Raw genomic sequence first — 25,842 nt, forward strand, 5'->3', positions numbered from 1 at the left:
GACAAGTATCATGGCATATGATTTTACAACCGCGGCAAATTCGTTGGACGAATTCTGGATGCCGTTCACCCCGCAGCGTTATTTCAAAAAAGCGCCGCGCATGATCGTGCGGGCCAAGGGGATGTATTATTATGATCCGGAAGGCAAAGAAATTCTGGATGCCGCCGCAGGGATGTGGTGCGTCAATGCGGGCCATGACCAGCCAAAAATTAAAGAGGCCATCACCGCGCAACTGGAATTGATGGATTACGCGCCGTGTTTCCAATTCGGCCACCCCACCGTGTTCAAGGCCGCATCGCGTTTGATCGCCGATATGCCCGAACCCTTCACCAATGTGTTTTTCAGCAATTCGGGATCCGAAGCGGTGGATACGGCGCTGAAAATCGCGCTGGCCTATCACCGTCTGCGGGGCGAAGGCACACGCCGCGTCCTGATCGGGCGCGAACGTGGCTATCACGGTGTTGGTTTTGGCGGTATTTCCGTTGGTGGCCTGCCGTATAACCGCGCGACCTTTGGCCAATTGTTGCCGAACATCGACCATTTGCGTCACACCCATGATTTGATGCGCAATGCGTTCGCGCGCGGCATGCCGGACCACGGCGCTGAATATGCCGATGAACTGGACCGGTTGATTTACCTGCACGATCCGATGAATATTGCGGCGGTGATTGTGGAGCCCGTGGCCGGGTCCACCGGTGTGCTGCCGCCGCCGAAAGGGTATTTGCAACGCCTGCGCGAAATCTGCACCAAACATGGCCTCTTGTTGATCTTTGATGAAGTTGTGACGGGCTTTGGCCGTTTTGGCACCATGTCATCGGTGGATTATTTTGGCGTGACGCCGGACATTATTACGATGGCCAAGGGCATCACCAACGGGGTGGTGCCGTTGGGTGCGACCTTTGTCACCAAAACCATCTATGACGCGTTTATGAACGGGCCGGAACATGTCATCGAATTGATGCATGGCTACACATACTCCGGGCACCCGCTTGCCGCCGCCGCAATTATTGGCACGATGGACACGATTCAGGACCAGAAAATCTGGGACCATGCCAAGGCGATGATGAAACCGTTTGAAGACGCGGTGCATTCATTGAAGGGATCGCCCCATGTGGTGGATGTGCGCAATTGTGGCATTCTGGCCGGGATCCAATTGGCGGAAACCAAGGATGCGAACGACCCGAATAAATATCCGCGCGAAGTGTCGTACGAATTGTTCCGCCGTGGATTGATGGTGCGGTATACGGGGCCGAATTTGTATCTGTCCCCGCCACTGATCATCAACGAAAACCACATGGACCAGATTGTGACAACGATCAAGGATGTGTTGAAGACGTTGTAATTCATTTTAAAAAGAAACCCGCGCAACAGGCCATGCTTCCTGTGCGCGGGTTTTTTTATTCAAGGCTGGAACCTTATGGGCCGCTGCCCGGTGTGGGCGGTGTTGGGGCCGTGGCGCCGAACATTTGTTCGTTATCGGCTTTGTATTTATACGGAACTGTTTCATCCCCTTTGGGGGCCAGTCCGCCGCCCGGCGTGGCGCGGATAACGGCCCCGGCGGCCCGTGTTTCAATGGCGGCTGTAATCAAATCCACATGACCGTGCTGCAGCCCGTGCCCAATGCGGTTGGCAAGGACGTCGATTTGTTCCGTTGGCTTGCCGACGACGGTGGCGGTGGCGGCCCCTGTCTCTGCAATCTGGCCTGCGGCTGCGCCGCTAAAATGATGTCTACCCATATCGTCCTCCTATTAACGGACGTTGATTTCAATGAAGGTCGGCGTTTGGAAGCTGACCGGATATTTTTTCAATTCCTTTGCCGGCAAGTCACGCCCGCTCAGGCCCGCTTTGACCTCAATCCGCACTTTCTCCGGATCGCGCCAGTCATAGACGACGCAGTGGCTTTTGAACTCGCCCGACTGGCGGCATTGTTTGACAACGCGCTTGCCGGGGTACAGCGGTTCATCCAGCCCTGCCTTTTGCAGGATTTCCTGAATGTTGACTTGCATGGTGACACCTCTTCTTCTTTTACCATGGCCCTTATTTATGGCCGTTTTCCGTTCTGGTTCCCGGATTATTTTCCGGAATGATTGAGCCTATAATGTCCTCAAAGGCTTAAAAGGGGGTTAACATAACGACAATCTTTGGAGAGGGGCGTTTTTCCGCCTTTTTTATGCATTTCCATGTGGGGGAATTTCCATCCCGGCGCCCGTGCTGATATAATCGGGATGCAGGTTTTTATGAGGGGATTATCCATGGCGGCGTGCGCATCGAATTATCGTTTTTTCGTGACGGCTCTGGTTGTGGCGGTGTTGACCGCCACCGGCCCGGTCTGGGCCCAAACGGCCAAGAACAGCGGCACCACCAGCAGCGGTGCCGTTTATAACAGCACCAAGTCCAGCGGTGACACCGCGGCCCCGACGGGCGGCGTTTATAATTCGTCGAAAAAAGAAAGCGCGGCGACGCCGTTATTTACCAAGCGCGAAACGGCGGGGGCTTTGCCGCCGGGTATGCCGACCGGAAAATCTTACGGCATGAAGGGCACGCAGGTGACCAAGCCCACAGACCCCGATAAACTGTACAAGGATAATCAGGCCGCGAAAGCCGCACAGGCCCAGCAGAACGCGAGTGAGCGCAGCGCGCGGGCCGCACAGATTAAAGCCCAGTTTGAAGCGCAAATGAAACAGGCGCAAAAAAAGGCGGAGCAAGCCGGTGCCAGCGCGGGCGGTGCAACGGCAACCACAGCGCAGGCCCAGGCGCAAACCAATCCGGCGGACCCGTATAACGGGGCCAATGTGGTTTTCACCAACCCCCGGGCGGAGAAGGACAAGGCCGACGCGCCGCGCAAATTGTTCAATTCATCGCGCTGATCCGTTTGCATTCTTTCTGTGTCGATTGATCCTTCATTGTTGATGGTTTGGGGACCGCTCTTGGCGCTGCTGGGGGCGGTTTCCGGTTTTCTGGCCGGGCTGTTGGGCATTGGCGGGGGCATCGTTCTGGTGCCGGGGTTGTATTTCATGTTTGCGGCGTTGGGGTTTGCGCCGGACCATTTGATGCATGTCGCGGTGGGCACATCGCTGGCCGTGATTATTCCGACGGGTCTGTCATCCGTTCGCGCCCATGCGCGGCGGGGCGGTGTGCGGATCGATCTGGTCAAATCGATCGGCGTCGGAATTGTGGTTGGTGTTTTGATCGGCACCGTGATTGCGGATTATATATCCGGCCAATCGTTGAAAATGGTTTTTGCTTTTGCACTGGCCGTTCTGGCCATGATCATGCTTGTCGATCCGCGCCGGACCACGGTGTGGAATGATGTGCCGGGCCAGCCGTGGCGCACATTGGCGGGGGCTGTGATCGGGTGCTTATCAACCTTGATGGGCATTGGCGGCGCAACGGTCAGCGTGCCCTTTATGACCATGGGGCGTGTGGATATGCGCCAAGCGGTGGGAACGGCATCGGCGTTGGGGCTGGTGATTGCAATTCCGGCGATGGTGGGGTTCATCCTGATCGGCTGGGCCGCGCCGGACCGCCCACCGTTCAGCTTTGGATACGTGAATATGCTGGCCGCTATTCTGATCATTCCGATGGCGGTCGCCTTTGCGCCATTGGGTGCGCGTGTGGCGCATGCCATTCCAACCGATATGTTGCGGCGGGTTTTTGCCGTGTTCCTGATAATCGTGGCCGCCCGGATGATGATGGATGTTTTCAACCTATCGTGATGTGCAATGCGCGGCGTTGTGCGCCGCCATTCTGGTCTACGCCCTGTGGGGCGAGCCAACGCCGCCCGTTTTTGGCTGGACGGAGATGGTGGTGGGCGTGTTGCTGGCCGTGGCGGTTGGGTTTCGGTCCTTTGCGCGGGCGGTTACGCCCGTGCGCGGTGATCCGCACCCCTTCTGGTTTCGGGCGGGGCAAATCTTCCTTCTGTATGGATTAAGCGTGCCGTTGGTGGGCGCGGTGATGGTTGGGGCCAGCCCCGGGAATATCGTGCGCGATGTGGTACCGTTCCTGTTTATGCTGTTGCCCGTGTTTATGATTGATGTCGTACGCGACCGCGTGCGGTGGCATTTTATTGTTACGGCCTGTGTTGTCGCGCTTGGTGTTCTCTTTGCCGCGCGTGTTGTCGCGCCTTTGGTTCTGGCCAATGCTGGCATCGATCACGCGGCGCAACTGGGCCTGAATATGAGCGGGCAGGACCCGCGCCGTCTGGCCAACGCGCCGAGCGTTTTGTTCGCCGCGATGGCCATGCTGGGCGTTGCGGGTGTGATGATCACCCGGCGGGTCAATGTGAACAGCGTGATCGTCGCCGCGACGCTGGCGGCTCTGGCCTTGGTTCCGCTGGCGGCCATGGCGCTGGTGTTGCAACGGGCGTCATTGGGCTTGCTGGCGCTGGGTGTGGTTTTCTGGATCGGCATTGGCATCGTCAAAAAACCGCGCCGCATGGTGGTGCCGTTGCTGGGGCTGGCGGTGTTGTGTCTGGCGGTGTGGGCCCCCTTATCCGATGTGGTGGCCGGGCTGGCCCACAAAAATGTGATGGTTGGGGCCAATATGCGGTGGCAGGAAGCCGCCGCCGTGCGGGACGCCTTGCATGGAATTGGGGCCGTCCTGTTCGGGAACGGGTGGGGGGCGACCGTTCAATCCCCGGCGGTGGGGGACAGCGTCGTTACATTTACCCACAACCTTGGCACGACGTTATGGCTCAAATCCGGGCTGATCGGGGTCGGGCTGGGGCTGGCCTATTTTGGGGGCTTGGCCCTTGCTTTGATACGGTTTTTGCCGGTTCATCCGATTTTGGCCGTGGCGCTGGGCGCGCCCATGGTGATCGACTATCTGCTCTATGCCAGCTTTAAGTCATTGGATTTCGGTCTTATTTTGCTTCTGGCCGCGCTGTACAGCGCCCGGACCGCAGCCGCGGCCCCCGGTGGACAGCCCGGCAATCCTGTTGTATTCAAAACCATACCCAATAACGCAGATTTTTAATGATTTCGGTATGAGCAGACCGTCCGTCATATTTTTCAACCGTGTGTACCCCTCGGACCGGGGGGCGACGGGTCGTGTCCTGCGCGATCTGGCGCGGGCGATGGCGCGTGATGGGTGGGCGGTAACGGTGGTGACGACCGCCGCCGTGGCGCGCGAAGACCGCGACGGCGATGTGCGTGTGATCCGTCTGAAATCGAATACAAAATCCCGCAATCTGTTCACTTATGGTGCGGCCTGGGTGCGCATGATGATTGCGGGTTTGAAATTACCGCGCCCCGATTTGATTGTCACCATGACCGATCCGCCGATGATGGTGGTTGCGGGTGGCATCATGGCGCGCGTGCGCAAAACCAAACATATTCATTGGTGTCAGGATTTGTATCCTGACCTCCTGCCCTCCATCGGCATCCGCCTGCCGGATTTTATGATGAGTGGTTTGAGCGCGCTGTCCTTCCACGCGATGCGCCGCTGTGAAAAAATTATCGTCATTGGGCGATGCATGGCGCGACAATTGACCAAGACCGGACTGGATCCGAAACGCATTGCGGTTATTCCCAACTGGCCGGACTATGAATTAACGCGCAATGTGACGGATGCGATGAACGAAGCGGCGGTTGAGGCGGATGCGTCCATCCCCGCCAAACCGTTCGAAGAATTGTTTAAGGATGATGGCGCCCCGAAATTCCGCGTTCTGTATGCCGGAACGATTGGCCGGGCGCACCCGATTCATACCATTGTCGATGCCGCCGCGATTTTACAGCACCAATGCCCGGATATTGAATTTGTGTTCGTGGGTGATGGCCCGGGGCTGGACCGTCTGGCGCATGAACGGGCGCGTCGGGGCTTGGAAAATATCCGCCTGCTGCCGCGCCAGCCGAACCGCCGCCTGCGCCCGCTGATGGAAAGCGGTGATGTTCATATCATTTCAATGAAACATGATGCGGCCGGGTTGCTGGTGCCATCCAAACTTTATTCTGCGCTGGCCGTTGGTCGCCCGTGCGTGTTCGTCGGCCCGATGAACAGCGAAGTGGCCAAGGTTATTTCCGATTTCCATGCCGGTGCCGTCGTGGCCCAGGGTGAACCGGAAACATTGGCGCAAACCATCCTGACCCTGCGCATGGATGGGAACGCATGGCACAATGCCCATGATGGCTCGGCGCAGGCCGGGCGCATTTTCGTCCCGTCCGAATCCATCAATGCGTGGATCAAACGCGCCCGTGATGTGATTGGCCGCCCGTTAACGCCGCCATCGGCCAAGCCAAAGGTTACCGTGCCCGCAGCCGCGGCGCAGGATAATGCGGTTCAACAGCCCCCATCCGTGACCATTCACGCAGCCGAGTAATTCATGTCCACACACAGCCAGACCATGATTGCCCCGGAACCCGATCTGATCGATCTGTTGCGCGGGTGGTGGCGTTTGCGCGGATGGATCATGGCGGGCATGGTTGCCGGTTTGCTGGCGGCCTTTGTCTTTCTGGCGCTGGCCGTGCCGCAATACCGGGTCGGCATGCTGATCGCCCCGGCGGATCGCGGGACGGGCACGGATATCAAGGCCTTGCTGCCCGATAACGCGACCTTTGCCCTGCAATATCTGGCCAGTTCAATCGGGGCGCAGGATACGACCGATTTCTCCCGGCTGGAAAACATCATGCGCGGGGGTGACGTGGCCGCGATTGTTATGAAGAACAAGGATGTGGCGGATGGCGTGCGGGCATCGCGGTCTTTGCGTATTTCCACGGGGGCCGACATTCGTGATCCGGCGGAATTGGCCGATTGGATGGCGCGTGCGATTAAAATTGAACCCGTAGGCACCACCACAATGCGCCGTGTTGTTCTGAACCATCCGGACCGGGAATGGGCGACCGGTTTTTTGACTCTGGTGCATGATGCGGCGGACCGTTTGATCCGCAATGACGTGCGCACACGCGCCGATGCGCGTTCGGCCTATTTACAGGAGGCCCTGCGCCGCACCGATCATCCGGATCATCGCCGGGCGCTGACCAATCTGCTGATGGAACAGGAACATGTCCGCATGATGCTGGCGATGGATGAATCCTTTGCCGCTGTCATTGCGGAATCGCCATCGGCCTCCGCCCGCGCGGTGTGGCCGCGTAAGTCTATTGTCCTGCCCGCTTTTGTCTTTGCGGGGGCTGTGCTCTTCTATTGTCTGGGGCTGATCTTCGGTCGCCGTGAACGCCATGCCTGACCATCCGGTCATTCCCGTCTCCGTTATTATCGTGACCAAGGGCGAGGGGGCCTCCCTATCGTCCACATTGGCCGCACTGGCACCCTTTGGTCAAATCATCGTGGTCGATAGCGGCGGGGATGCCGCTACCTTTGCCGTGGCACAATCCTTTGGCGCGGACACGGTGGCCTATACATGGAATGGGGCATACCCGAAAAAACGGCAATGGTGTCTGGATCACGTGCCGTTGGCCCATGACTGGGTATTCTTTGTCGATGCCGATGAAATCGTAACACCGGAATTGACGCGCGCGATTGCCGATCTGTTTTGCCATGAGGGGCCGTGTGCAGATGGGTATTTCGTGCGCGGGCGCTATGTCTGGGGCGGGCGGGTGCTGCGCTTTGGCCTGACCAACAACAAGCTGGCGCTGTTTAACCGTCATGTCTTCATGTTCCCGGTTGTCGATGATCTGGGCCTGCCCGGCATGGGGGAGATCGAGGGGCATTACCAGCCCGTGGCGAAAAAACCGGACGCGCGGATTGGCGTTCTCGCTCCGATGCTGACCCATGACGCAGCGGCGGACCCGGCCCGGTGGTATGAACGGCATGAACGCTACGCCCAATGGGAAGCGGGCATGAATGAACGCGGGGCGTGGCCCGCGGACCCTGTGGTCTGGCGGCATCGTTTAAAACGCGTCTTCCGTGCACTGCCCGCCCGCGGTGCCGTGGCGTTCTTATATTGCTATGTCTGGAAGTGCGGATTTTTGGATGGCTGGGCGGGATTTGATTTTGCCCGCGCCCGTGGCTGGTATTATCGCCGTATCGCGGCGTTATCGCGTCGGGCTTTCAACGCCCAATAAAAAGACGGGCAGATCCGGCGGACGCCCATATTGATCATTTGCAATGTTTTTATGACACGGTTCCTGATGGGGCCAACCACGCCCAATTCGCGACGAATATCAAATTGCTCCCGCCGTCCGAGTGCGGTGCGGGTTTGGGATATGCCGCCATTGGCGAAAATGCAAAACGGGGCGGGCACATAATAAATCGCCCGTGTGGCCCCGAGCGTTTGTAAGGTCAGTTTATAATCCGCCGCGATTGTATACCGCGTGTCATAGCGCATATCGCCGATGATAGCACGGGCATAAACCATGGCCTGATGATGGGTGAACATGCCCAGATCCACCTTGATAAAGGGGCGGGCGGCTTTATAGGCCATTTGCCCGTCGGGCCGTGTTTCCAGCGCGTCACCGTAAATAAATCCGGGGGGTGTGCTGGCCATGCTGATGAGTTGGGACAGGTTGCTGAGGACATTGTCATCGGCAAACTGGTCACCCCCATTCATGAAAATGATGTAATCTCCCGTGGCGCGGGCCAGGCCCTTGTTCATCGCGTCATACAGGCCCGCATCGGGTTCGCTGGTCCAGAGGATTGCATTTCCCCCAGGACCATTTTCTCTCCCCCCACCCAGCCTCCCCCCTTGCAAAGGGGGGAGGGTAGGGTGGGGGGATGAAGGGGTGTGGGAAGATAGATTTTGCAAATATGCCACCGTGCCATCATCCGATGCGCCGTCAATCACGATCCATTCGTAATCGGTGCAGGTTTGGGATTGAACGGACTTATGTGTGGCTTGTAACCCGGCCAGATCGTTGCGGGTGATGGTGATGATGCTGAACATCATCAATCGTCATCATCCATGATGTCATCAAGGAAGATTCCGGTAACGGCCAGATTGGATAAAATCTGGCTGATGTCACGCGCGCTTTCGATAAAATCGAACGGTTTGGGGTCACGCGGCACGACGATGGTGGATCCCGGCGGGATCATGCTGGCCTTGTGGTTCCATGCGCTGATGAACAAAGGTTGGGCGCTGCCGTCCGGGTACAGGACAAAGGCGCGGTCCTGATCTGCGAAATGGCTGGGGCCGCCGGCCTCGGCAATATAATCGCGCGGGTTTTTGCCGTTGCGGAATTGCAGGGCGGCAGGGGATAGAACCTCGCCCTCAACCCGCACGGTCAACGGGCGGCGCGGCACGTAAATGCGGTCGCCGGGTTCCAGCAGGATATCCAGCTCCGGCTGAACCTCCAGCACGGTGGGGTCGGCCTCCACGGTAATGCGGCCCACGGCTTCGACATTGCGCAATTCGGCGGCCAGATCCTGCACCATCGCAATCTGGGTCATGTCGGGCGCGTCTTTTTCCTTGTGCATGGCGGTGGCCAGGGCGCGTTCCATTTCGCGCGCGGCGGCGCGGAAGCGTTCTTCCTCGGCCTTGCGTTCGGATTCGCGGCTGAAAATCGCCCCGTCCGGGTAGGCTTGATCGGTAATGCCGCCCGCACGGGCGAACAGGTCGCGCAACGTGTCGCCGGGCACCAGATCGTATTTGCCGGGGTTGTTGACCTCACCAATGATGGTGACGCTCTGGCCTTCGGCTTTACGGAATTTCTGTTTCACCCGCACGGTGTCGCCGGGGTTGATTGCCACCGTTTTCGGGTCCGTGTCATTCATATTCACGGCGGTGCGGAACGGGATCGAGCTTTCCGTATCCGGAATGCTGGCGTCATGCGTGCGGGTTACTTCGATATTCGATGTATTGGCTTCCAGGCTCAGCCCTCCGGCCACGGCCAGAACGGAATCCAGCGTGGTGCCTGTGGCCACGGGCCAGACACCGGAATCGCGCACCGCCCCGCGGACCGAAATTGTGCGCTCCGCCAGAAAGGCGGACAAGGCCGGATCGCCCGTCACCGTATCTTCCGGATCCATGTCGGTTTCATCAACCGATCCGGCGGCGGGTTCGATGCTTGCTGGATTAAATTTTTGCTTCTGCAAGGCCATCATCTGTGACCGGGAAAACAGATGGACGATATCGCCGTCCTTCAATTCCTGATCATATTGCCCCTGCGCCACCAAAATGGGCGGGAAGTCGAGGAAAATGCGCGCCATGCGTTCATCATCCCACCGTTCAATCGCGCCAATCAGCGGGTAAATATCGGCCCCGAACATGGATCGGTCGCTCAGCAATGCGGCCAGTGTTTTGCTGGAGGATAGCGGGTGCAATCCCGGCTGGCGCGTATGGCCGACCAGTTCGACCAATCCGGCGCGCTTGTCATCGGCGCGTGCCACCATCAAAATCGATCCGTCATTCAATGCGGGTGTAAAGGGATCGGTGATCGTCTCCACGGTTTCCTGCCCATTGCGGTGCAGGCCCAGTTTCATGAAACGGTTATTGCCCGGGCTGACCAAGCCGCCGGCCATGTCCAAGGCTTCCTGCATCGATAGAAATTCGCTGGATTTTTCCGGCGTGTGTTTCATGCCTTTGAGAGAGGGCAGGATTTCATAGATGCCCGGGCGTTTTACGCCACCGGCCACGGCGATTGTCGGACCCAGCGGCGGAACGATCAACCGATCGCCGTCACGCAAGGCCAGATCCATGCCGCTGCTGCCATGGATCAGCAGGCCGTACAAATCCACCATCGTCGTGCGGCCATCGCGGACCAGTTTGATCTGGCGCAACGATCCGTTCTTATCAATGCCGCCCGCCTGCATCAGCGCATCCAGCGCCGTGTGGAAAACGGTCAAGGTCTGGCGGCCCGGTTTGCGGACATTTCCGACCACCAGAATATTCACCTGCCGCACGCTTTCCAGCGAGACATATATATCGGTGTTGTACAGACTGTCCGCTGACGCGGCCAGCGCCTCGCGCAATTGGCCGATGGTGCGCCCGGCGGCGGAGACGGGCGGCAGATCATCAAGGATCAGCAAGCCATCCGTCGTAATCGTGTAAATACCCTGATCGCGCCGTTGACCGCGGAAGGTGATGTTCAGGCGGTCGCCCGCGGACAAAACGAAATTGTCCTGAACCGCGCCGGCGGGCAATGCGGCCTGTGGCGCGGGGGATGCTTCACCATCCACCTGTGCGTCGTGCGCCTGTGTGGCGGGTACGGCAAAATTTTCAAACAGATCATACCCAAACTGCACCAGCGGGTCGGCCACGCGCCCGGCGTAGGATTCTTCGGTCGCTGACAGGGCGCTCGCGCTGTGGCCCATCATGCGGGCCAGCGTTTCATCGCGCGCCAGCAAATCGGCCAGCAACGGTTCGTAGTCCTGCGGTGTCAGGGGCGTCAGGTCGTTGGTCTTGCGTGCGGCGGCGGCGCGCGCGGGATCGTTGGGTTGCCCCTGTTGGGCGCCGCCTTGCCATTCCGCTCTGGCGCGGGTGACGCGGGCGACATTCCGCGTATCCTTGGACCATGGCGCAATCTGCATGGGCAGGAAATCCTGCGCCCGTGCGTTTGACGTGCAAACGGCAAGCCCGGTCAGCACCCAGACGGTGCACAGACCGCTCTGCATAAAAAATCGGGTGGGCTTGAATTTCCGGGCGTGGGCCATGATATAAGCAGGGTACAAAATGTGTAAAACATACAATCGCAACCGTTAGTATAGCCTTGTTGTTTTGCGCTTGTTAATCCCAAACCCGCGATAATCCAGCAAAATGGCCAAAATCATCTCGAATGCCCCCATCCACACGATCAAGCTGGCCGTCGGCGTGGATGATGTTGGCCACCTGCATGCGCTGCAATCCTCCCGCCTGTTTGATTTTGGTGGCGCGCTGGCCACCTGTGCGTGGACGCGGCGTAAACCGACCCGGGATGCCGGGTTGCTGAATGGTGGTTCTATATATTGGGTGATTAAAGGCCGCATTCAGGCGCGGCAGGCGTTTCTGGGCTTTGATATGGAGGAGACGGATGAGGGGCCGTATTGCCGCCTGATCCTCGATCCGGCCCTGATGCTGGTGGCGGCGATGCCGCACCGGGCGTTTCAGGGGTGGCGCTACCTCGATCCCGTCAAAGCGCCCCCCGATTTGCGGTTCTTTGACCCGGATATGGCCGCCGAAGATGACGAAATGCCCGCCGATCTGGCGGCACAATTGCGCGATGCGGGATTGATTTAAGGGGAAAGGCTGAATTTTCTTGTAATATTCTGGAAAATAAGGCTTTCCTTTCCTGTGCTTTCTGTCCTAAATCGCAGGCCATAAGAAAAAGCAAAAAAGAATACGCAGGGATAAATAGATATGGATTGGAAAAATCTGGGCGGAAAACTCCGCCGCGCCTTTGGTTTTCAAGCTCAGGCAACGCCCGAGCCGCTTCCTCCAGCGACGGATCGCTTTTTAAGCGCGCGGGAATTAAAAATTCTGTCCGAATGCGTTCAGCATATAAAAGATATCACCCAGACCAATGCGCTCGCCCTGAAATCCATGTCGCAGGCCACGCCACGCCCGTTGGGCGATGAAGAGCGTGCCGGGCAGGATGCTTTGTGTGACCAACTCCGCTCTCTTGGCGGAACATCGCTGCAAAGCTCTCAAACGGCTCTTGGAACCTGTGTCATGTGGCTTGGGCAACTGGACAGCGCGCACAAGACGGCTGTACGGCTTGAAGCCATCGTTCCGCCCAATCCGGCTCTGCCCGTTAAAAGCGACGCCCGTAAGTCTGTTGCGGATATTGCCGTTATGGCGCGCGGGGCCTCCACGATCATGGGCAGCGTTTGCCGAAGTCTGGCCGTGGCATCACCACATTTGGATGTTCCGAATATGCAGCGCATTCACGAAGAATATCGCGAGCATGGCGCTATCATGAACGAGGTGCTTGGAAAGCTGACCACGCTTCTGATTGAAGCCACATACGGTGTGCGCGATTCATCCCCTAAGCAAACGCTGTCTTTGAAAAAGAAATAAATGATTCTCGATACGTTGCGCAAACAGTTTACCAAAGCGTTGTACGGCTGGGTGCCCGCACTGAACCGTGCGGTCGTCCGGGAGAACGCGCAGGTCAATGAACTGCTGCGCCAGATCAATGACATTCGTGGGCTCTATGCGATTCCCCTCGCGCGGAATTTTCAAACCCTTCCCGATTACACCGCGCAATATGACTGGATGTGTTTGCTGGCGGATCGCGTCGGTGAACCGGCGGGCGTGCGAACCATGTTCCGTCTGCGCTGGGCCAATGGCTGGGCCACGCAACGTCTGGGCTGTGCGCCCTATGGTCAGCTCGGCGATCCGGGATATACGGAGCTGGGCATTGTCCTGCCGCTGGAAAAAATATTTCCCGTGATGGTCGCGTTGCAGGAAGAGCGTCGCCGCGTTTTCGGTGTGGGTCCCTGCACGATGACATTCGAACGCGCCACGGTGGAAGACGCACAGCGCCTTGTCAGTGAGTATCGCGCATTGCGTCCGGTGAAAAAAGATTTTCTCACGCTCGTGAAGTAACACGCGCGCTCTTCTGCATTCCTGCGTAACCATCGTTCTTCTTTGTATCTGATTGTGACGGAGTGCATGCACCGATGTTTGGCTACGACAATTTACGAAAACTTTTCGCATCACTTGCGGCGCGCTGTACGCGGCCCGCGCAAGCCTCTGTGTGCGATGCGCCTGTTGATCTGGACGACATCGTTCGGCGGCTGGATTCTGTGTGCGCCTTTAACACCGTTCCGGTCGGGCGCGGCTTTAGCATTAGCGGATCTGGATATATGCAGCGGGAATGGGAGTGCCTGTTCGCGGAACGTATTGGAAAGCCCGCAGGTGTACGGACATTGTTTGTACTGCGTCGCGTGAGCGGTTTTACGGAAGAGCGGGGGCATCGCATCGAGCATGTCATGACGGGCGGGGTTTCCGCCCCTGTGTTGGACCGCCCAATGGCGCTGGAGGCCTTAATTCCGCAGATGGACGCCCATTTGGCGGTCATGCGGCGGGGTGTTCCGGGATGCTTTCTGGATCAGGTGCATTTTAACCAGCCGACTCTGGCCGAAATGCGGGCTTTGGTCGGGGCGTACCGGGCGCAGAACCCGCGCAAAACGGGTCATTTGACCCTGGTGCCCAAGTGAAAAAATGGCTGATTTCTGCGGGGTTTACGATTTTTTAAAGTTTTTTGTAAAAAATCGCCAAATTCCCTTTGACAGGGTTAGGGACCCTCTGTATAAGGGGCGACCTCGGCAGACGGCAACGTCCGCCAGCATCTTCGGAAAGCTTTGAAAAAAGATTGAAAAAGATGATTGACAACGGAGTGAGTACCGACTAAATACTCGCTCCCTCGGCAGGCGGCAACGCAGGCCAGCGTCCTTGGAAACTTTGAAAAAAGATTGAAAAAGACGGTTGACAACGGAGTGAGTAACGACTAAATACTCGCTCCACAGTCAACGAAGACGTCGGGTTCGCCCGGCTTTTTTATGAACGGACACAAAACGCTTCGGCGGTGTCCGGCTGTAAGAAAACGGTTCTTGTACATCGTGAATGAAGGAAGAGATGCGCAGGCAGCAGTGCTTGGTGGTCGTGTTGAACACGTTACACACAAGCCTGCTTAATGATGTCTGCGTGTCTATTCGACGCACATGACGCATAATATATAAGCAGGTTCTCGAACTTTGCTGTTTTTTAACAGTGATGGATTCAAACTTGAGAGTTTGATCCTGGCTCAGAACGAACGCTGGCGGCAGGCCTAATACATGCAAGTCGAACGCCCCGCAAGGGGAGTGGCGCACGGGTGAGTAACGCGTGGGAATGTGCCCTTAGGTGCGGAACAACGTTTGGAAACGAACGCTAATACCGCATAATATCTCCGGATCAAAGATTTATCGCCTAGGGATCAGCCCGCGTTGGATTAGCTAGTTGGTGGGGTAACGGCCTACCAAGGCGACGATCCATAGCTGGTCTGAGAGGATGATCAGCCACACTGGGACTGAGACACGGCCCAGACTCCTACGGGAGGCAGCAGTAAGGAATATTGGACAATGGAGGCAACTCTGATCCAGCCATGCCGCGTGAGTGATGAAGGCCTTCGGGTTGTAAAGCTCTTTTAGGTGTGAAAATAATGATGGTAGCACCAGAAAAAGCTCCGGCTAACTTCGTGCCAGCAGCCGCGGTAATACGAAGGGAGCGAGCGTTGTTCGGAATCACTGGGCGTAAAGCGTGCGTAGGCGGTTTTGTAAGACAGAAGTGAAATCCTGGAGCTTAACTCCAGAATTGCTTTTGTGACTGCAAAGCTTGAATCCAGGAGAGGTTGGGGGAATTCCGAGTGTAGAGGTGAAATTCGCAGATATTCGGAGGAACACCAGTGGCGTAGGCGCCCAACTGGACTGGTATTGACGCTGAGGCACGAAAGCGTGGGGATCAAACAGGATTAGATACCCTGGTAGTCCACGCCGTAAACGATGTGTGCTAGCTGTCGGGAGTCTTAGGCTTTCGGCGGCGCAGCTAACGCATTAAGCACACCGCCTGGGAAGTACGGCCGCAAGGTTAAAACTCAAAGGAATTGACGGGGACCCGCACAAGCGGTGGAGCATGTTGTTTAATTCGAAGCAACGCGAAGAACCTTACCTACTCTTGTATCCTCCTTTTGACTTTCAGAGATGATTGTCTTCGGTTCGGCCGGGGGAGTGACAGGTGCTGCATGGCTGTCGTCAGCTCGTGTCGTGAGATGTTGGGTTAAGTCCCGCAACGAGCGCAACCCTCATCGTATGTTGCCATCAGGTAATGCTGGGCACTCATGCGAGACCGCCGGTGATAAGCCGGAGGAAGGTGGGGACGACGTCAAGTCATCATGGCCCTTACGAGTAGGGCTACAAACGTGCTACAATGGTGGTGACAGTGAGCAGCCACTCCGCAAGGAGGCGCTAATCTCTAAAAGCCATCTCAGTTCAGATTGTCCTCTGCAACTCGAGGGCATGAAGTTGGAATCGCTAGTAATCGTGGATCAGCATGCCACGGTGAATACGTTCCCGGGTCTTGTACACACCGCCCGTCACGTCATGGGAGTTGGTTCTACCTGAAGGCGGTACGCTAACCTATGGAGGCAGCCGACCACGGTAGGGTCAGTGACTGGGACGAAGTCGTAACAAGGTAGCCGTAGGGGAACCTGCGGCTGGATCACCTCCTTTCTAAGGATGTGTTTGGCATAACCTTCATCGTAAGATGAAAGCCTCGCACTGCTGCCGGCGTATCTCTTCCTTCAGATAAGAACCACTTCATAGCGACTGGGCTAGCCCTGGTTGTTGTGAATACCGAACGTGAGAGTTTGGTTTTTGCAAACGGGGGCTTGTAGCTCAGTTGGTTAGAGCACACGCTTGATAAGCGTGGGGTCGAAAGTTCAAGTCTTTCCAGGCCCACCATTTTTCAAAAGATGGGCCCATAGCTCAGCTGGGAGAGCGCCTGATTTGCATTCAGGAGGTCAGGAGTTCGATCCTCCTTGGGTCCACCATTTATCTCTCTCTTCCTTCCAATTTTCTCTCCAGTTTCTGTGTAAACGGAAATTGCAGTGAAGATTGAAAGATCTTCGGTTCTTTGACATCGTAAATAGGTATGACATCAATATCCAAAATGTCTAACAAAATGCTGAGTATATAAGCCAGCGTAGCGGACTTGTCCCTGCGCGTGGTTTGAATTCAAGCGTCTTAAGGGCATCTGGTGAATGCCTTGGCGATCAGAGGCGATGAAGGACGTGGTACGCTGCGATAAGCTGCGGTTAGGGGCGAACACCCATTGACCCGCAGATCTCCGAATGGGGGAACCCACCGCTTTATGCGGTATCCTGCACTGAATTCATAGGTGCAGCGAAGCGAACCTGGGGAATTGAAACATCTCAGTACCCAGAGGAAAGGAAATCAACCGAGACTCCGTTAGTAGTGGCGAGCGAACGCGGACCAGCCCAATGGCAGTTGTGTAAGAACTAGAAGTGTTTGGAAAAGCACACCAAAGTAGGTGATAGTCCTGTATAGGTAGAAAGCACAAATGTCTATGAGTAAGGCGGGACACGAGTAATCCTGTCTGAACATGGGGGGACCATCCTCCAAGGCTAAGTACTACTGATCGACCGATAGTGAACCAGTACCGTGAGGGAAAGGTGAAAAGTACCCCGATAAGGGGAGTGAAACAGACCTGAAACCGGATGCCTACAAACAGTCGGAGCCTCTTTATGGGGTGACGGCGTACCTTTTGTATAATGGGTCAGAGAGTTAGTGTTGCATGCGAGCTTAAGCCGGTAGGTGTAGGCGCAGGGAAACCGAGTCTGAATAGGGCGACCAAGTATGCAGCATTAGACCCGAAAGCCGACGATCTAGCCATGGGCAGGTTGAAGTTAGGGTAACACCTAATGGAGGACCGAACTCATCACTGTTGAAAAAGTGTGGGATGACCTGTGGTTAGGGGTGAAAGGCCAATCAAGTCGGCTAATAGCTGGTTCTCCGCGAAAACTATTTAGGTAGTGCGTCATGCGAATACCCCGGGGGGTAGAGCACTGGATGGGCTAGGGGGGCGCGAGCCTTACCAAACCCAACCAAACTCCGAATACCCGGGAGTAATACATGGCAGACAGTCTTAGGGTGATAAGGTCCTAGGACGAGAGGGAAACAGCCCAGACCTACAGCTAAGGTCCCCAAATCATGACTAAGTGGGAAAGGATGTAGAAACTCCAAGACAACCAGGATGTTGGCTTAGAAGCAGCCATCATTTAAAGAAAGCGTAATAGCTCACTGGTCTAAATAAGAGTTTCCGCGCCGAAGATGTTACGGGGCTCAAGTCATGTACCGAAGCTTAGGACTCCTACGGGAGTGGTAGCGGAGCGTTCTGTAAGCCTGCGAAGGTGACTCGTGAGAGTTGCTGGAGGTATCAGAAGTGAGAATTCTGACATAAGTAGCGACAAACAGTGTGAGAATCACTGTCGCCGAAAGTCCAAGGGTTCCTGCGCAAGGCTAATCCGCGCAGGGTGAGTCGGCCCCTAAGGCGAGGCCGAAAGGCGTAGTCGATGGGAATCACGTTAATATTCGTGAACCAGATAGAGGTGACGGCGGCCGAAAGCAGTATGCTCTTAACGGATTGAGTGTGCTGCCTGGGACGTCCAGGAAATAGCCCTATCATTATTGACCGTACCCGAAACCGACACAGGTGGACTGGTAGAGTATACCAAGGCGCTTGAGAGAACTGTTCTGAAGGAACTCGGCAAATTACTTGCGTAACTTCGGGATAAGCAAGCCCGGCCTATGGGCAACCAATGGCCGGGGACACAAACCAGGGGGTGGCGACTGTTTATCAAAAACACAGGGCTCTGCGAAGTCTAAAGACGACGTATAGGGTCTGACGCCTGCCCGGTGCTGGAAGGTTAAGAGGAGGTGTGCAAGCACTGAATCGAAGCCCCAGTAAACGGCGGCCGTAACTATAACGGTCCTAAGGTAGCGAAATTCCTTGTCGGGTAAGTTCCGACCTGCACGAATGGCGTAACGACTTCCCCACTGTCTCCAGAGCAGGCTCAGCGAAATTGAATTCCTCGTGAAGATGCGGGGTTCCCGCGGTTAGACGGAAAGACCCTATGAACCTTTACTATAGCTTTGCAGTGGCATCAGGATTGTCATGTGTAGGATAGGTGGGAGACTTTGAAGCATGGGCGCCAGCTCGTGTGGAGTCGTCCTTGAAATACCACCCTTGATTTTCCTGGTGTCTAACGGCATCCCGTTATCCGGGATCCGGACCCTGCATGGTGGGTAGTTTGACTGGGGCGGTCGCCTCCCAAACAGTAACGGAGGCGCGCGATGGTAGGCTCAGGTTGGTCGGAAATCAACTTTTGAGTGCAATGGCATAAGCCTGCCTGACTGCGAGACTGACAAGTCGAGCAGAGTGGAAACACGGTCATAGTGATCTGGTGCACTCGTATGGAAGATGCATCACTTAACGAATAAAAGGTACTCTAGGGATAACAGGCTGATAGCGCCCAAGCGTCCCCAGCGACGGCGCTGTTTGGCACCTCGATGTCGGCTCATCTCATCCTGGGGCTGGAGCAGGTCCCAAGGGTATGGCTGTTCGCCATTTAAAGAGGTACGTGAGCTGGGTTCAGAACGTCGTGAGACAGTTCGGTCCCTATCTGCCGTGGGTGTTGGAAACTTGAGAGGAGCTGTCCTTAGTACGAGAGGACCGGGATGGACACACCTCTGGTGCACCAGTTGTCACGCCAGTGGCACAGCTGGGTAGCTATGTGTGGAAGGGATAAATGCTGAATGCATCTAAGCGTGAAGCCCCCCTCAAAACAAGGTTTCCCTATCAGAGCCGTGGAAGACCACCACGTTGATAGGACAGGTGTGGAAGAGCGGCAACGCTTGAAGCTAACTGTTACTAATTGCTCGATCGGCTTGAATTCACTCCATGTCGTATGGTTTACTCCATCGATATGAAACATCACGCGCAGCGGCAAGCTCGTTGCGGTTGGCTTATAGGCCAGCGTTTTGAAAGACAAATGCGGATATTGATTGTTTAATACAGGCGGTTTTGGATGACCTGGTGATTCTAGCGAGTGCGCAACACCCCATCCCATACCGAACTGGACCGTGAAAAGCCTCAGCGCCAATGGTACTTCGTCTTAAGACGCGGGAGAGTAGGTCGTTGCCAGGTCTTCCAAGCCCGCTTGGATTAAACAATCGTTGTTGTCATACCTATTTTCGATGATCAAATTATTCAACGCGCCCTTGGCGCGTTTTTTTGTATCCAATTTCTCCCGTCTTTATAAAAACCCCATCACAAAGGCTTGTAAAAATGAGTCTCTCAATCCCTGTTCCCTTCGCCACCATCGGCTTGCTGCTCGCCTCCAATATTTTCATGACATTCGCCTGGTATGGCCATTTGAAGTTTAAAACAACCCCGCTTCTGATCGTCATTCTGGTGAGCTGGGGTATAGCCTTCTTCGAATACTGCCTGCAGGTTCCGGCCAATCGCATGGGCCATTCCGTTTTCAATGCGGCTCAACTCAAAACCATTCAAGAATGCCTGACTCTATTGGTGTTTATGGGCTTCTCAATCTGGTATCTGAAAGAACCGATTCAGTGGAATCACCTTCTCGGTTTCGGCTTGATTGTGCTTGCGGCGTGGGTGATTTTTAAAAAATGGTGACGCGCATTTGCGCGCGTTGCCGTGCGAAAGATTTATAGGATTTATGACGAATAAGGTTTGCGTTCTTGAATTGAACGGTCTATAACCCCATATCGCTTGCGCGCCCCGCATTTCTAACCGGTTGGGGCCGCCATTTCTCGGTGACGCGGGGTGGAGCAGCCCGGTAGCTCGTCAGGCTCATAACCTGAAGGTCGTAGGTTCAAATCCTACTCCCGCAACCAATTTTCCCAATAAAATCAATGACTTAAGAAGAAGCCCCGCAAGGGGCTTTTCTGATTTTTGCTCCGTGGGGACCTGGTGGGGAACTTGAAAAAAAGAAATGACAACAAACCGCCGCATATCACGACAATTTTTTACGATGATATTTTGCAGCTTGGTTTTATTGGACGCGATGCAATTTGATGCATTTTTGTACTCAAAAATTGTCCAAATTTTCGTCTCTGAATCGATCAAAATCAGAAAAAGTGTCCCAAAACCTGAAGGTCGTATAGCGATTGATTGCAGCGATGGTAGTTGATATCATTGGATACATGTCAAGATGCACAGCACCAACAAGAGGCCATCGCACAGCTAGCGCTGCGGCCGACTGCCCCGCATGTGGTGGCCGCTCTCGCGGCTACGGCGGTTATAGGTCGCACTCGTCTCCATCCTATTCGTCGCCCTACTCCTCCTCGGAGAGCAGCTGGGGAGGTCGGAGCAGTGGTGGTGGGTCAACGGGCGGTAGCGCAAAGCCACGGTGGTCGCGATCCGGTTCGTCCGTAGCGTATACGCCCACCGAGGTATTAGCGCTCACCCCAATCCGCAACAGCGTCGAGAGCCTAGCGAAGCAGCCTGATCTTCGGGACGTCTTCCTATGCCATGCGTGGGATGACCGACAAGGGGCCGCTAAGGAGCTTCATGATCTTCTAGAATCAATTGGAGTCCGGGTCTGGTTCAGCGAGAAGGATGTTGGACTTGGCGTACCATTGCTCCGTGCCATCGATAAGGGCTTAGCAAACTCGAAAGTAGGAATTGTGCTGGTGACTCCTGCGCTACTGCGTCGCCTTCCAACAGAGGGAATTGCTGATAAGGAGCTTTCGGCACTCCTCGCTGGTGAGCGGCTTGTTCCCATCGTGCACAACACCACCTATGAAGCTCTCCGTGAAGAAAGCCCCCTGCTTGCCTCGCGAAGCGGACTTAGCACTGCAGAAAACACGATGGCACAGGTTGCGGCTAAGATCGCCGAGCTGGTCTCTGTAGGATAAAAAACGACATTCAGCGCAGAGGATTCAATAGAGCCTGATGGTAACTAATGATCAGTTTTTAAGCTCTTTCCTTGATTTCAAGGCCATATTTATTAGGTAAGCGCGCCGCCTCCTTAAGAACAATCTTTTTACCTGAGTTTTTCAGTAAGTCCGCGATCTGCTGTTTATATTCTTCAGGCATCAGGCATCCCAAAATAATCGACTTAAGAGAGCCCTCGGGAATCTCAAGTAGGCTGTTCTTCACAATTAGCATCTGATCTGCAGGTAATTTGGTCGTGTTTTCGAGAGCAATTAACCTGAATTCATCTTCATATGCCCAATGATTAGATTTTGTCGTAAGGATTTTTACGTTCGCTTCTGCGGAGTCGTCAGTTAATTGGAACGGTGGGTAGTCTTTGTTATATTCCACTTTAAGAGCCGCGCAAAAAACTGGATTTTTTACATCGAACTCTAAACAAAGACCCGTATGTTTTGCGGCGTAATGCCCCCACATTAAAGCATTGTCATTCTTTGTGGTTAAGCAGCGCACTCGATATTGACTGCAAATGTCCTCAAATAAACCATCTGAAAACTTCTTCATAAATCCTTTTAGCTTTTCGGGATCTTTATCTAGCTGAGAGATAGCATCTTCTATGTTTATTTGGCCGTTAGGTCGTGCCTTTTTATAGGCAGTTGTGTAATAGCTTATTACTGCTTTTCGTATTTCAGGATCATCTACATCAGAGAAAAAATGAGGTCGGCAGTCCCAAGGATCATTGAAACCGACAGGATTAGATAGAAATATAAGGTTGCTTAAAACTGTTTGTTTTAAGTATTCGAATATGTAGGGTTGGTAACTATATAATGACCCTATTTTTAATTCTGCAGCAGTTTGCATTATTTAATCTTTTTATAAATTGGGGCGTAACCCAGCCATATTTAGTTTTAAGAAAGATTTTGAGGCATCAACTTTATCAACGCAAGCTATAGGCCTTCGCGCTTTTTATATGCTTCAACCTCTTCTTGGATTTGAAGCGTGAAAGTTTTAAGCGGATCAGTGGCGCGTTTAATTTCTTCTGGTGTTAGTCCATCGCTTGCCAGCTTTTTCTGTATGTCTGCAATCCGCTGGTTCTGTCCATCTAATCGATCCAAAGATATTTTGTATTCGGTACTATTTTTGATCATTTCAAGGCCTCACGCACACTAGCTAAAGGTAGGCAAAGTGTCATGGGCTGGATTGGCGACTCTAAGAAGCCGCGTGACAGATAAAATCTTTTTGCTTCGTCGGAAAGCGCGTGCACAAGCAAAGCTGCCACGCCAGCAATCTCACCGGCCTTTACACTGCGAAATACAGCGTCTTGCAAAAGCGCTTTGCCTAATCCTTGGTTTTGATAAGCCTTATCAATCGCCAGTCGTCCCATGATCATAACGGGGATCGGATTGGGCATATTGCGACCGAGCTTCTTGGGGGCTTCTTGTATTGCAACTGCGCCTGTCGATAGACAATAGTAGCCGACCACACGCTTGCCTTCGCATACTACATATGTTCTGGAAGCCGATGCTTTCTCATTTTTAAGCGCACGCTTTTGCAGCCACTCATCCAGTGAGGTGACACCAGAATTGAAAGACGCAAGATCATGTTCAGCCTCAATCGGAGCTGGAGCGGTTAGAGATTGAAGGCTCATTATTTATCCCAGGGCGATTTCTCATTTAAAAAGCGACGCAGTCGATCATTCGATTCTGACGGTGCATCCAGCATAGCCTGAAATTTAGCAAAAGCATCAGCTTCAAGCGCAAAGAAAGTTTGATCAAGCAATACGTCTTCTGCCTTACTGCACGCAGCTTCCAACATAAAGTCGGAGCGGCTACGACCTTGGCTCTCTGCGGCCTGATCTATTAAATCTCGCTGCTTAGCTTTGGCTCTAATGTTAATAGAGACTGCTTCGGTTGTTTGTGCTTGTGACATGATAAAATCTCCTTCTACATATCCAATATACATTATTGTATAGAAGATTTCTATACAAATGTTAAATTTATATTTTTGTACAATTAAATCAGTGGCTTATATTCTTCTCATAGCCTGGTTGGTGATTTCCTACAAAATGTAGCTCAATGTTCCTGGTCGGAATTTTTCTAAGTGGGCATCGGATACAGAAAAACTGCGAGGGGCGGAGCCGCCCCCAGGGGGTGGATTGGTTTTTAAGAAGGTGGGTCAGGGGGGCTTCTGTTTCAGTGAGGGAATTTGACGTAAGGCACTAAATGGGGGCTGAATTTTTGAGCAATTACCCCATCAGTTCCCCACGGAGCAGGTTAAAAATCATATCATATTGTTATAAATAACAAAAAATAATTAAATCATCAGTATTGCAATCTGTTGTGCTCTGTTGTAGCGTGTTGTGATCAACCAAAAACACACAGGGGCAGAGCTATGGCTTCTATCGAACAGCGTGTCACCAAGGATGGCGTGACCACATACCGCGTTAAAGTAAAGCTGCGGGGGCATCCCACAGAAACGGCGACCTTTAAGAGCAAGACGCACGCAAAAAATTGGGGGCAGCAAATTGAGGCTGCAATTCGGGAAGGGCGGCACTTCAAAACCTCTAAAGCCAAAAAGCATACCCTGGCCGATGCGATTGATCGCTATCACAAAGAAGTACTGGTGCATAAGAAGAGCAATACCTTCAACCAGGCGCATTACCTGAAATACTGGCGGCAGGAGCTGGGCGCATACAGCATGTTCGATGTAACTTCTTCTTTGATCGTCGAGAAGCGCAATGCTCTTGTAGGGCAGAAAAACCGCTATGGGCGGGAAATCGGTGCAACAACGGCTAACCGCTATACTCAGGCGCTGGGGCATGTCTTCACCATTGCTATGAACGAATGGGAATGGGTCGAGACAAACCCTGTCCGTAAAGTTTCTAAGTACAAGGAATCCAGGGGGCGTGTGCGGTTCCTTGATGATGATGAGCGCCAGCGCCTGCTGCAAGCATGCCGTGAAAGCGATAACCCTCACCTGTATAAAATCGTTGTTCTGGCTCTCAGCACTGGAGCCAGAAAGATGGAAGTGATTGGTCTAAAATGGCAGGACATTGATTTGGAACGCAAGCTGATCGTGCTGCATGAAACTAAGAACGGGGAGCGGCGTGTTCTGCCGTTGCAAGGCTATGCGCTTTCGCTTATCCAGGAGCACGCAAAGGCTAAGACGCTAGGTTGCGAGTATGTCTTCCCCAGCAGCAAAGTGATCCGTGATAAAACTGGCGGCAAGGCGCTATATCAGCCTATCGATATTCGTACCGCCTGGGAAAACGCTCTGACCAAAGCGAAGATTGAGGATTTCAGATTCCATGACCTACGCCACTCTGCGGCTTCATACCTTGCAATGAATGGTGCAAGCCTTGCTGAGATTGCCGAAGTCCTGGGACATAAAACACTTCAGATGGTCAAGCGCTATGCGCACTTGTCTGAGGCACACACCTCCACCGTCGTTGCCAGCATGAATGAGAAGATTTTTGGGAGTGTGCAGTGAAAACCAAAGAAGAGCATGCGGAGATGATGGCTGATAATTTTAATACCCTCATGAGCCAATACGAAATGCACGAAATTGACGCTACTGAGACCGTCTTACTTGGGTTGCAGGTATTAAAGAGGTACCTAGAAAGTAGCCACTATATGTACCAAACCCCATATTTTAAAATCGTGAGTTTATGCGAAGCTGCTGAAAAAACTGGTAGGAAGTCACGATATAAAACGCTAGATAAATATTTTCTTCAAGGTTGTTTGATTGAAGGTATCAATAAGTTTTCCGCAAGAAGAATCAAAAGCGAAGCTATTTATAATTTTATAAATGACTACTTGGGAATAGATCGATCAGAATCTGTAAGATCCCTCAAGATATTTAAACAATGGTACTATAGTCCAGGTGAAAATCAAGAAGCAGCAGAATTTTCTGAAGAGTGTTGTCATTGGATTGTCGAATTTCTAGCTTCTCTTAAAAGTAGGGAGGTGCCAAATCAAAAAGAATATCCTGAGGCGCACAACGGATTCATAGATTTAAAAGAATCATGTGAAAAAAATTACGAAGATAATAAAAAAATGGCATATTCAGCTCGCCGCATGCGGCCATTTGAGAATGATCTTGAACCGACATTTTCCTATCAAAAGGCAGATTAAGAGAATGGTGAAGAAAAATTTCACCAGATTTTCTGGGTAGCCTTTGCTTTTCTTACATCACAGCCGGCAATTAAAGGCCGCATTTTGTAAGAAAGGACAAGCAAATGGTAATTAATAATCTAAAAGGTTTTATATCTGACGGTGATGCAACGCCGGACCAGGATAAAAATTTTTCTTTCCTAACTGTCAAACAGTTCTCAAAGAAACATCCTGCCTTTCCAGAGGGCGGCATTCGCCACCTCATATTTTACGAAAAAACAAATGGATTCAATCGGGTTATTCGTCGTGTTGGGCGAAGAGTTCTGCTTGATGAAAATGCCTTTTTTCGCTGGGTCGAAGAAAAGAACACCATTCCTCAGTAATCCCCTTAAAAGAAAAGGC

24 protein-coding genes, 3 tRNA genes and 3 rRNA genes are annotated in these 25,842 nt (G+C 53.7%); 22 read left to right on the forward strand and 8 right to left on the reverse strand.

From position 1 onward, the window contains the following. Positions 1-10 precede the first annotated feature (10 nt). Positions 11-1,342: an aspartate aminotransferase family protein gene (locus ACSC94_RS00320; RefSeq protein WP_435641090.1), complete on the forward strand. Its 1,332-nt coding sequence runs from the start codon at positions 11-13 to the stop codon at positions 1,340-1,342. 73 nt (positions 1,343-1,415) lie between these two features. Here the strand turns inward: ACSC94_RS00320 and ACSC94_RS00325 are convergent, their stop codons facing one another. Together ACSC94_RS00325 and ACSC94_RS00330 are read right to left on the reverse strand one after the other, a co-directional pair. Beyond that, entirely contained in the window at positions 1,416-1,736 is a 321-nt protein-coding gene (locus ACSC94_RS00325) for a hypothetical protein (protein WP_435641091.1), read from the reverse strand. Between the two features lie 12 nt (positions 1,737-1,748). Then, entirely contained in the window at positions 1,749-2,006 is a 258-nt protein-coding gene (locus ACSC94_RS00330) for a hypothetical protein (RefSeq protein ID WP_435641092.1), read from the reverse strand. A 231-nt stretch (positions 2,007-2,237) separates the two neighbouring features. Between ACSC94_RS00330 and ACSC94_RS00335 the strand changes: the two genes are divergently transcribed. From ACSC94_RS00335 to ACSC94_RS00360, 6 genes are read left to right on the forward strand one after another with little or no spacing between them, the layout of a single operon-like run. After that, entirely contained in the window at positions 2,238-2,867 is a 630-nt protein-coding gene (locus tag ACSC94_RS00335; RefSeq protein WP_435641093.1) for a hypothetical protein, read from the forward strand. Positions 2,868-2,909: 42 nt separating this feature from the next. Continuing rightward, entirely contained in the window at positions 2,910-3,716 is an 807-nt protein-coding gene (locus ACSC94_RS00340) for a sulfite exporter TauE/SafE family protein (RefSeq protein ID WP_435641094.1), read from the forward strand. Beyond that, the gene (locus ACSC94_RS00345; RefSeq protein ID WP_435641095.1) at positions 3,697-4,974 is read left to right on the forward strand and encodes a hypothetical protein; all 1,278 of its coding nucleotides are present in this window, start codon (positions 3,697-3,699) and stop codon (positions 4,972-4,974) included. The genes ACSC94_RS00340 and ACSC94_RS00345 overlap by 20 nt, the downstream gene beginning before the upstream one ends. Before the next feature lie 10 nt (positions 4,975-4,984). Further along, complete coding sequence (locus ACSC94_RS00350; RefSeq protein WP_435641096.1) at positions 4,985-6,316, forward strand: glycosyltransferase family 4 protein; 1,332 nt, start codon at positions 4,985-4,987, stop codon at positions 6,314-6,316. A 3-nt stretch (positions 6,317-6,319) separates the two neighbouring features. Further along, entirely contained in the window at positions 6,320-7,180 is an 861-nt protein-coding gene (locus ACSC94_RS00355) for a Wzz/FepE/Etk N-terminal domain-containing protein (protein ID WP_435641097.1), read from the forward strand. Then, entirely contained in the window at positions 7,173-8,018 is an 846-nt protein-coding gene (locus ACSC94_RS00360) for a glycosyltransferase family 2 protein (RefSeq protein ID WP_435641098.1), read from the forward strand. The genes ACSC94_RS00355 and ACSC94_RS00360 overlap by 8 nt, the downstream gene beginning before the upstream one ends. On the opposite strand, the gene ACSC94_RS00365 is transcribed toward ACSC94_RS00360, so the two are convergent. Continuing rightward, positions 7,970-8,839, reverse strand: a complete 870-nt coding sequence (locus ACSC94_RS00365) for a glycosyltransferase family 2 protein (RefSeq protein WP_435641099.1) — start codon at positions 8,837-8,839, stop codon at positions 7,970-7,972. The two genes, ACSC94_RS00360 and ACSC94_RS00365, sit on opposite strands and share 49 nt — an antisense overlap. Further along, positions 8,839-11,502, reverse strand: a complete 2,664-nt coding sequence (locus tag ACSC94_RS00370) for an SLBB domain-containing protein (RefSeq protein WP_435641100.1) — start codon at positions 11,500-11,502, stop codon at positions 8,839-8,841. Before ACSC94_RS00370 ends, ACSC94_RS00365 begins: the two co-directional genes overlap by 1 nt. Positions 11,503-11,644: 142 nt before the next feature. Between ACSC94_RS00370 and ACSC94_RS00375 the strand changes: the two genes are divergently transcribed. The 12 genes from ACSC94_RS00375 to ACSC94_RS00430 all read left to right on the forward strand — a co-directional run bounded on the left by ACSC94_RS00375 (position 11,645) and on the right by ACSC94_RS00430 (position 21,312). Next, complete coding sequence (locus tag ACSC94_RS00375; RefSeq protein WP_435641101.1) at positions 11,645-12,103, forward strand: DUF1489 family protein; 459 nt, start codon at positions 11,645-11,647, stop codon at positions 12,101-12,103. A gap of 120 nt (positions 12,104-12,223) precedes the next feature. Next, positions 12,224-12,883, forward strand: coding sequence for a hypothetical protein (locus ACSC94_RS00380; protein WP_435641102.1), 660 nt, complete (start codon positions 12,224-12,226; stop codon positions 12,881-12,883). Next, the gene (locus tag ACSC94_RS00385; protein ID WP_435641103.1) at positions 12,884-13,414 is read left to right on the forward strand and encodes a hypothetical protein; all 531 of its coding nucleotides are present in this window, start codon (positions 12,884-12,886) and stop codon (positions 13,412-13,414) included. Between the two features lie 74 nt (positions 13,415-13,488). Further along, a complete protein-coding gene (locus ACSC94_RS00390) occupies positions 13,489-14,028 on the forward strand; it encodes a hypothetical protein (RefSeq protein ID WP_435641104.1) in 540 nt (179 codons plus the stop codon). Between the two features lie 564 nt (positions 14,029-14,592). Continuing rightward, positions 14,593-16,077, forward strand: a 16S ribosomal RNA gene (locus ACSC94_RS00395). Between the two features lie 154 nt (positions 16,078-16,231). Further along, positions 16,232-16,308: transfer RNA gene (locus tag ACSC94_RS00400), tRNA-Ile, on the forward strand. A gap of 13 nt (positions 16,309-16,321) precedes the next feature. Beyond that, a tRNA-Ala gene (locus tag ACSC94_RS00405) sits at positions 16,322-16,397 on the forward strand. A 182-nt stretch (positions 16,398-16,579) separates the two neighbouring features. Further along, positions 16,580-19,322, forward strand: a 23S ribosomal RNA gene (locus tag ACSC94_RS00410). Between the two features lie 136 nt (positions 19,323-19,458). Then, positions 19,459-19,573 (forward strand): 5S ribosomal RNA (gene rrf, locus ACSC94_RS00415). The 16S, 23S and 5S rRNA genes sit together here with 2 tRNA genes alongside, the layout of an rRNA operon. Positions 19,574-19,714: 141 nt before the next feature. Beyond that, positions 19,715-20,068 (forward strand): DMT family protein, encoded by a 354-nt coding sequence (locus ACSC94_RS00420; protein ID WP_435641105.1) that lies wholly within the window; start codon positions 19,715-19,717, stop codon positions 20,066-20,068. A gap of 144 nt (positions 20,069-20,212) precedes the next feature. After that, positions 20,213-20,289: transfer RNA gene (locus tag ACSC94_RS00425), tRNA-Met, on the forward strand. A 309-nt stretch (positions 20,290-20,598) separates the two neighbouring features. Then, positions 20,599-21,312 carry a toll/interleukin-1 receptor domain-containing protein gene (locus tag ACSC94_RS00430; protein WP_435642129.1) on the forward strand — a complete coding sequence of 238 codons (714 nt, stop codon included), beginning with the start codon at positions 20,599-20,601 and terminating at the stop codon, positions 21,310-21,312. Between the two features lie 58 nt (positions 21,313-21,370). On the opposite strand, the gene ACSC94_RS00435 is transcribed toward ACSC94_RS00430, so the two are convergent. The 4 genes from ACSC94_RS00435 to ACSC94_RS00450 form a co-directional block, all read right to left on the reverse strand. Next, a complete protein-coding gene (locus ACSC94_RS00435) occupies positions 21,371-22,189 on the reverse strand; it encodes a DUF2971 domain-containing protein (protein WP_435641106.1) in 819 nt (272 codons plus the stop codon). An 86-nt stretch (positions 22,190-22,275) separates the two neighbouring features. Continuing rightward, a complete protein-coding gene (locus tag ACSC94_RS00440; RefSeq protein ID WP_435641107.1) occupies positions 22,276-22,476 on the reverse strand; it encodes a hypothetical protein in 201 nt (66 codons plus the stop codon). Then, on the reverse strand, positions 22,473-22,976 hold the full coding sequence (locus ACSC94_RS00445) for a GNAT family N-acetyltransferase (RefSeq protein ID WP_435641108.1): 504 nt from the start codon (positions 22,974-22,976) through the stop codon (positions 22,473-22,475). The genes ACSC94_RS00440 and ACSC94_RS00445 overlap by 4 nt, the downstream gene beginning before the upstream one ends. Beyond that, positions 22,976-23,257 (reverse strand): DUF1778 domain-containing protein, encoded by a 282-nt coding sequence (locus ACSC94_RS00450; RefSeq protein WP_435641109.1) that lies wholly within the window; start codon positions 23,255-23,257, stop codon positions 22,976-22,978. Before ACSC94_RS00450 ends, ACSC94_RS00445 begins: the two co-directional genes overlap by 1 nt. Positions 23,258-23,719: 462 nt before the next feature. On the opposite strand from ACSC94_RS00450, the gene ACSC94_RS00455 reads away from it, so the two are divergent. The 3 genes from ACSC94_RS00455 to ACSC94_RS00465 all read left to right on the forward strand — a co-directional run bounded on the left by ACSC94_RS00455 (position 23,720) and on the right by ACSC94_RS00465 (position 25,823). Continuing rightward, on the forward strand, positions 23,720-24,817 hold the full coding sequence (locus ACSC94_RS00455; RefSeq protein WP_435641110.1) for a site-specific integrase: 1,098 nt from the start codon (positions 23,720-23,722) through the stop codon (positions 24,815-24,817). Continuing rightward, the gene (locus ACSC94_RS00460) at positions 24,814-25,461 is read left to right on the forward strand and encodes a hypothetical protein (protein ID WP_435641111.1); all 648 of its coding nucleotides are present in this window, start codon (positions 24,814-24,816) and stop codon (positions 25,459-25,461) included. Before ACSC94_RS00455 ends, ACSC94_RS00460 begins: the two co-directional genes overlap by 4 nt. Positions 25,462-25,565: 104 nt before the next feature. Beyond that, complete coding sequence (locus tag ACSC94_RS00465) at positions 25,566-25,823, forward strand: hypothetical protein (RefSeq protein ID WP_435641112.1); 258 nt, start codon at positions 25,566-25,568, stop codon at positions 25,821-25,823. Positions 25,824-25,842: the final 19 nt, after the last annotated feature.

The sequence above is a fragment of the Micavibrio aeruginosavorus genome (assembly GCF_051245535.1).
Classification (GTDB): Bacteria; Pseudomonadota; Alphaproteobacteria; order Micavibrionales; family Micavibrionaceae; genus Micavibrio; species Micavibrio aeruginosavorus_D.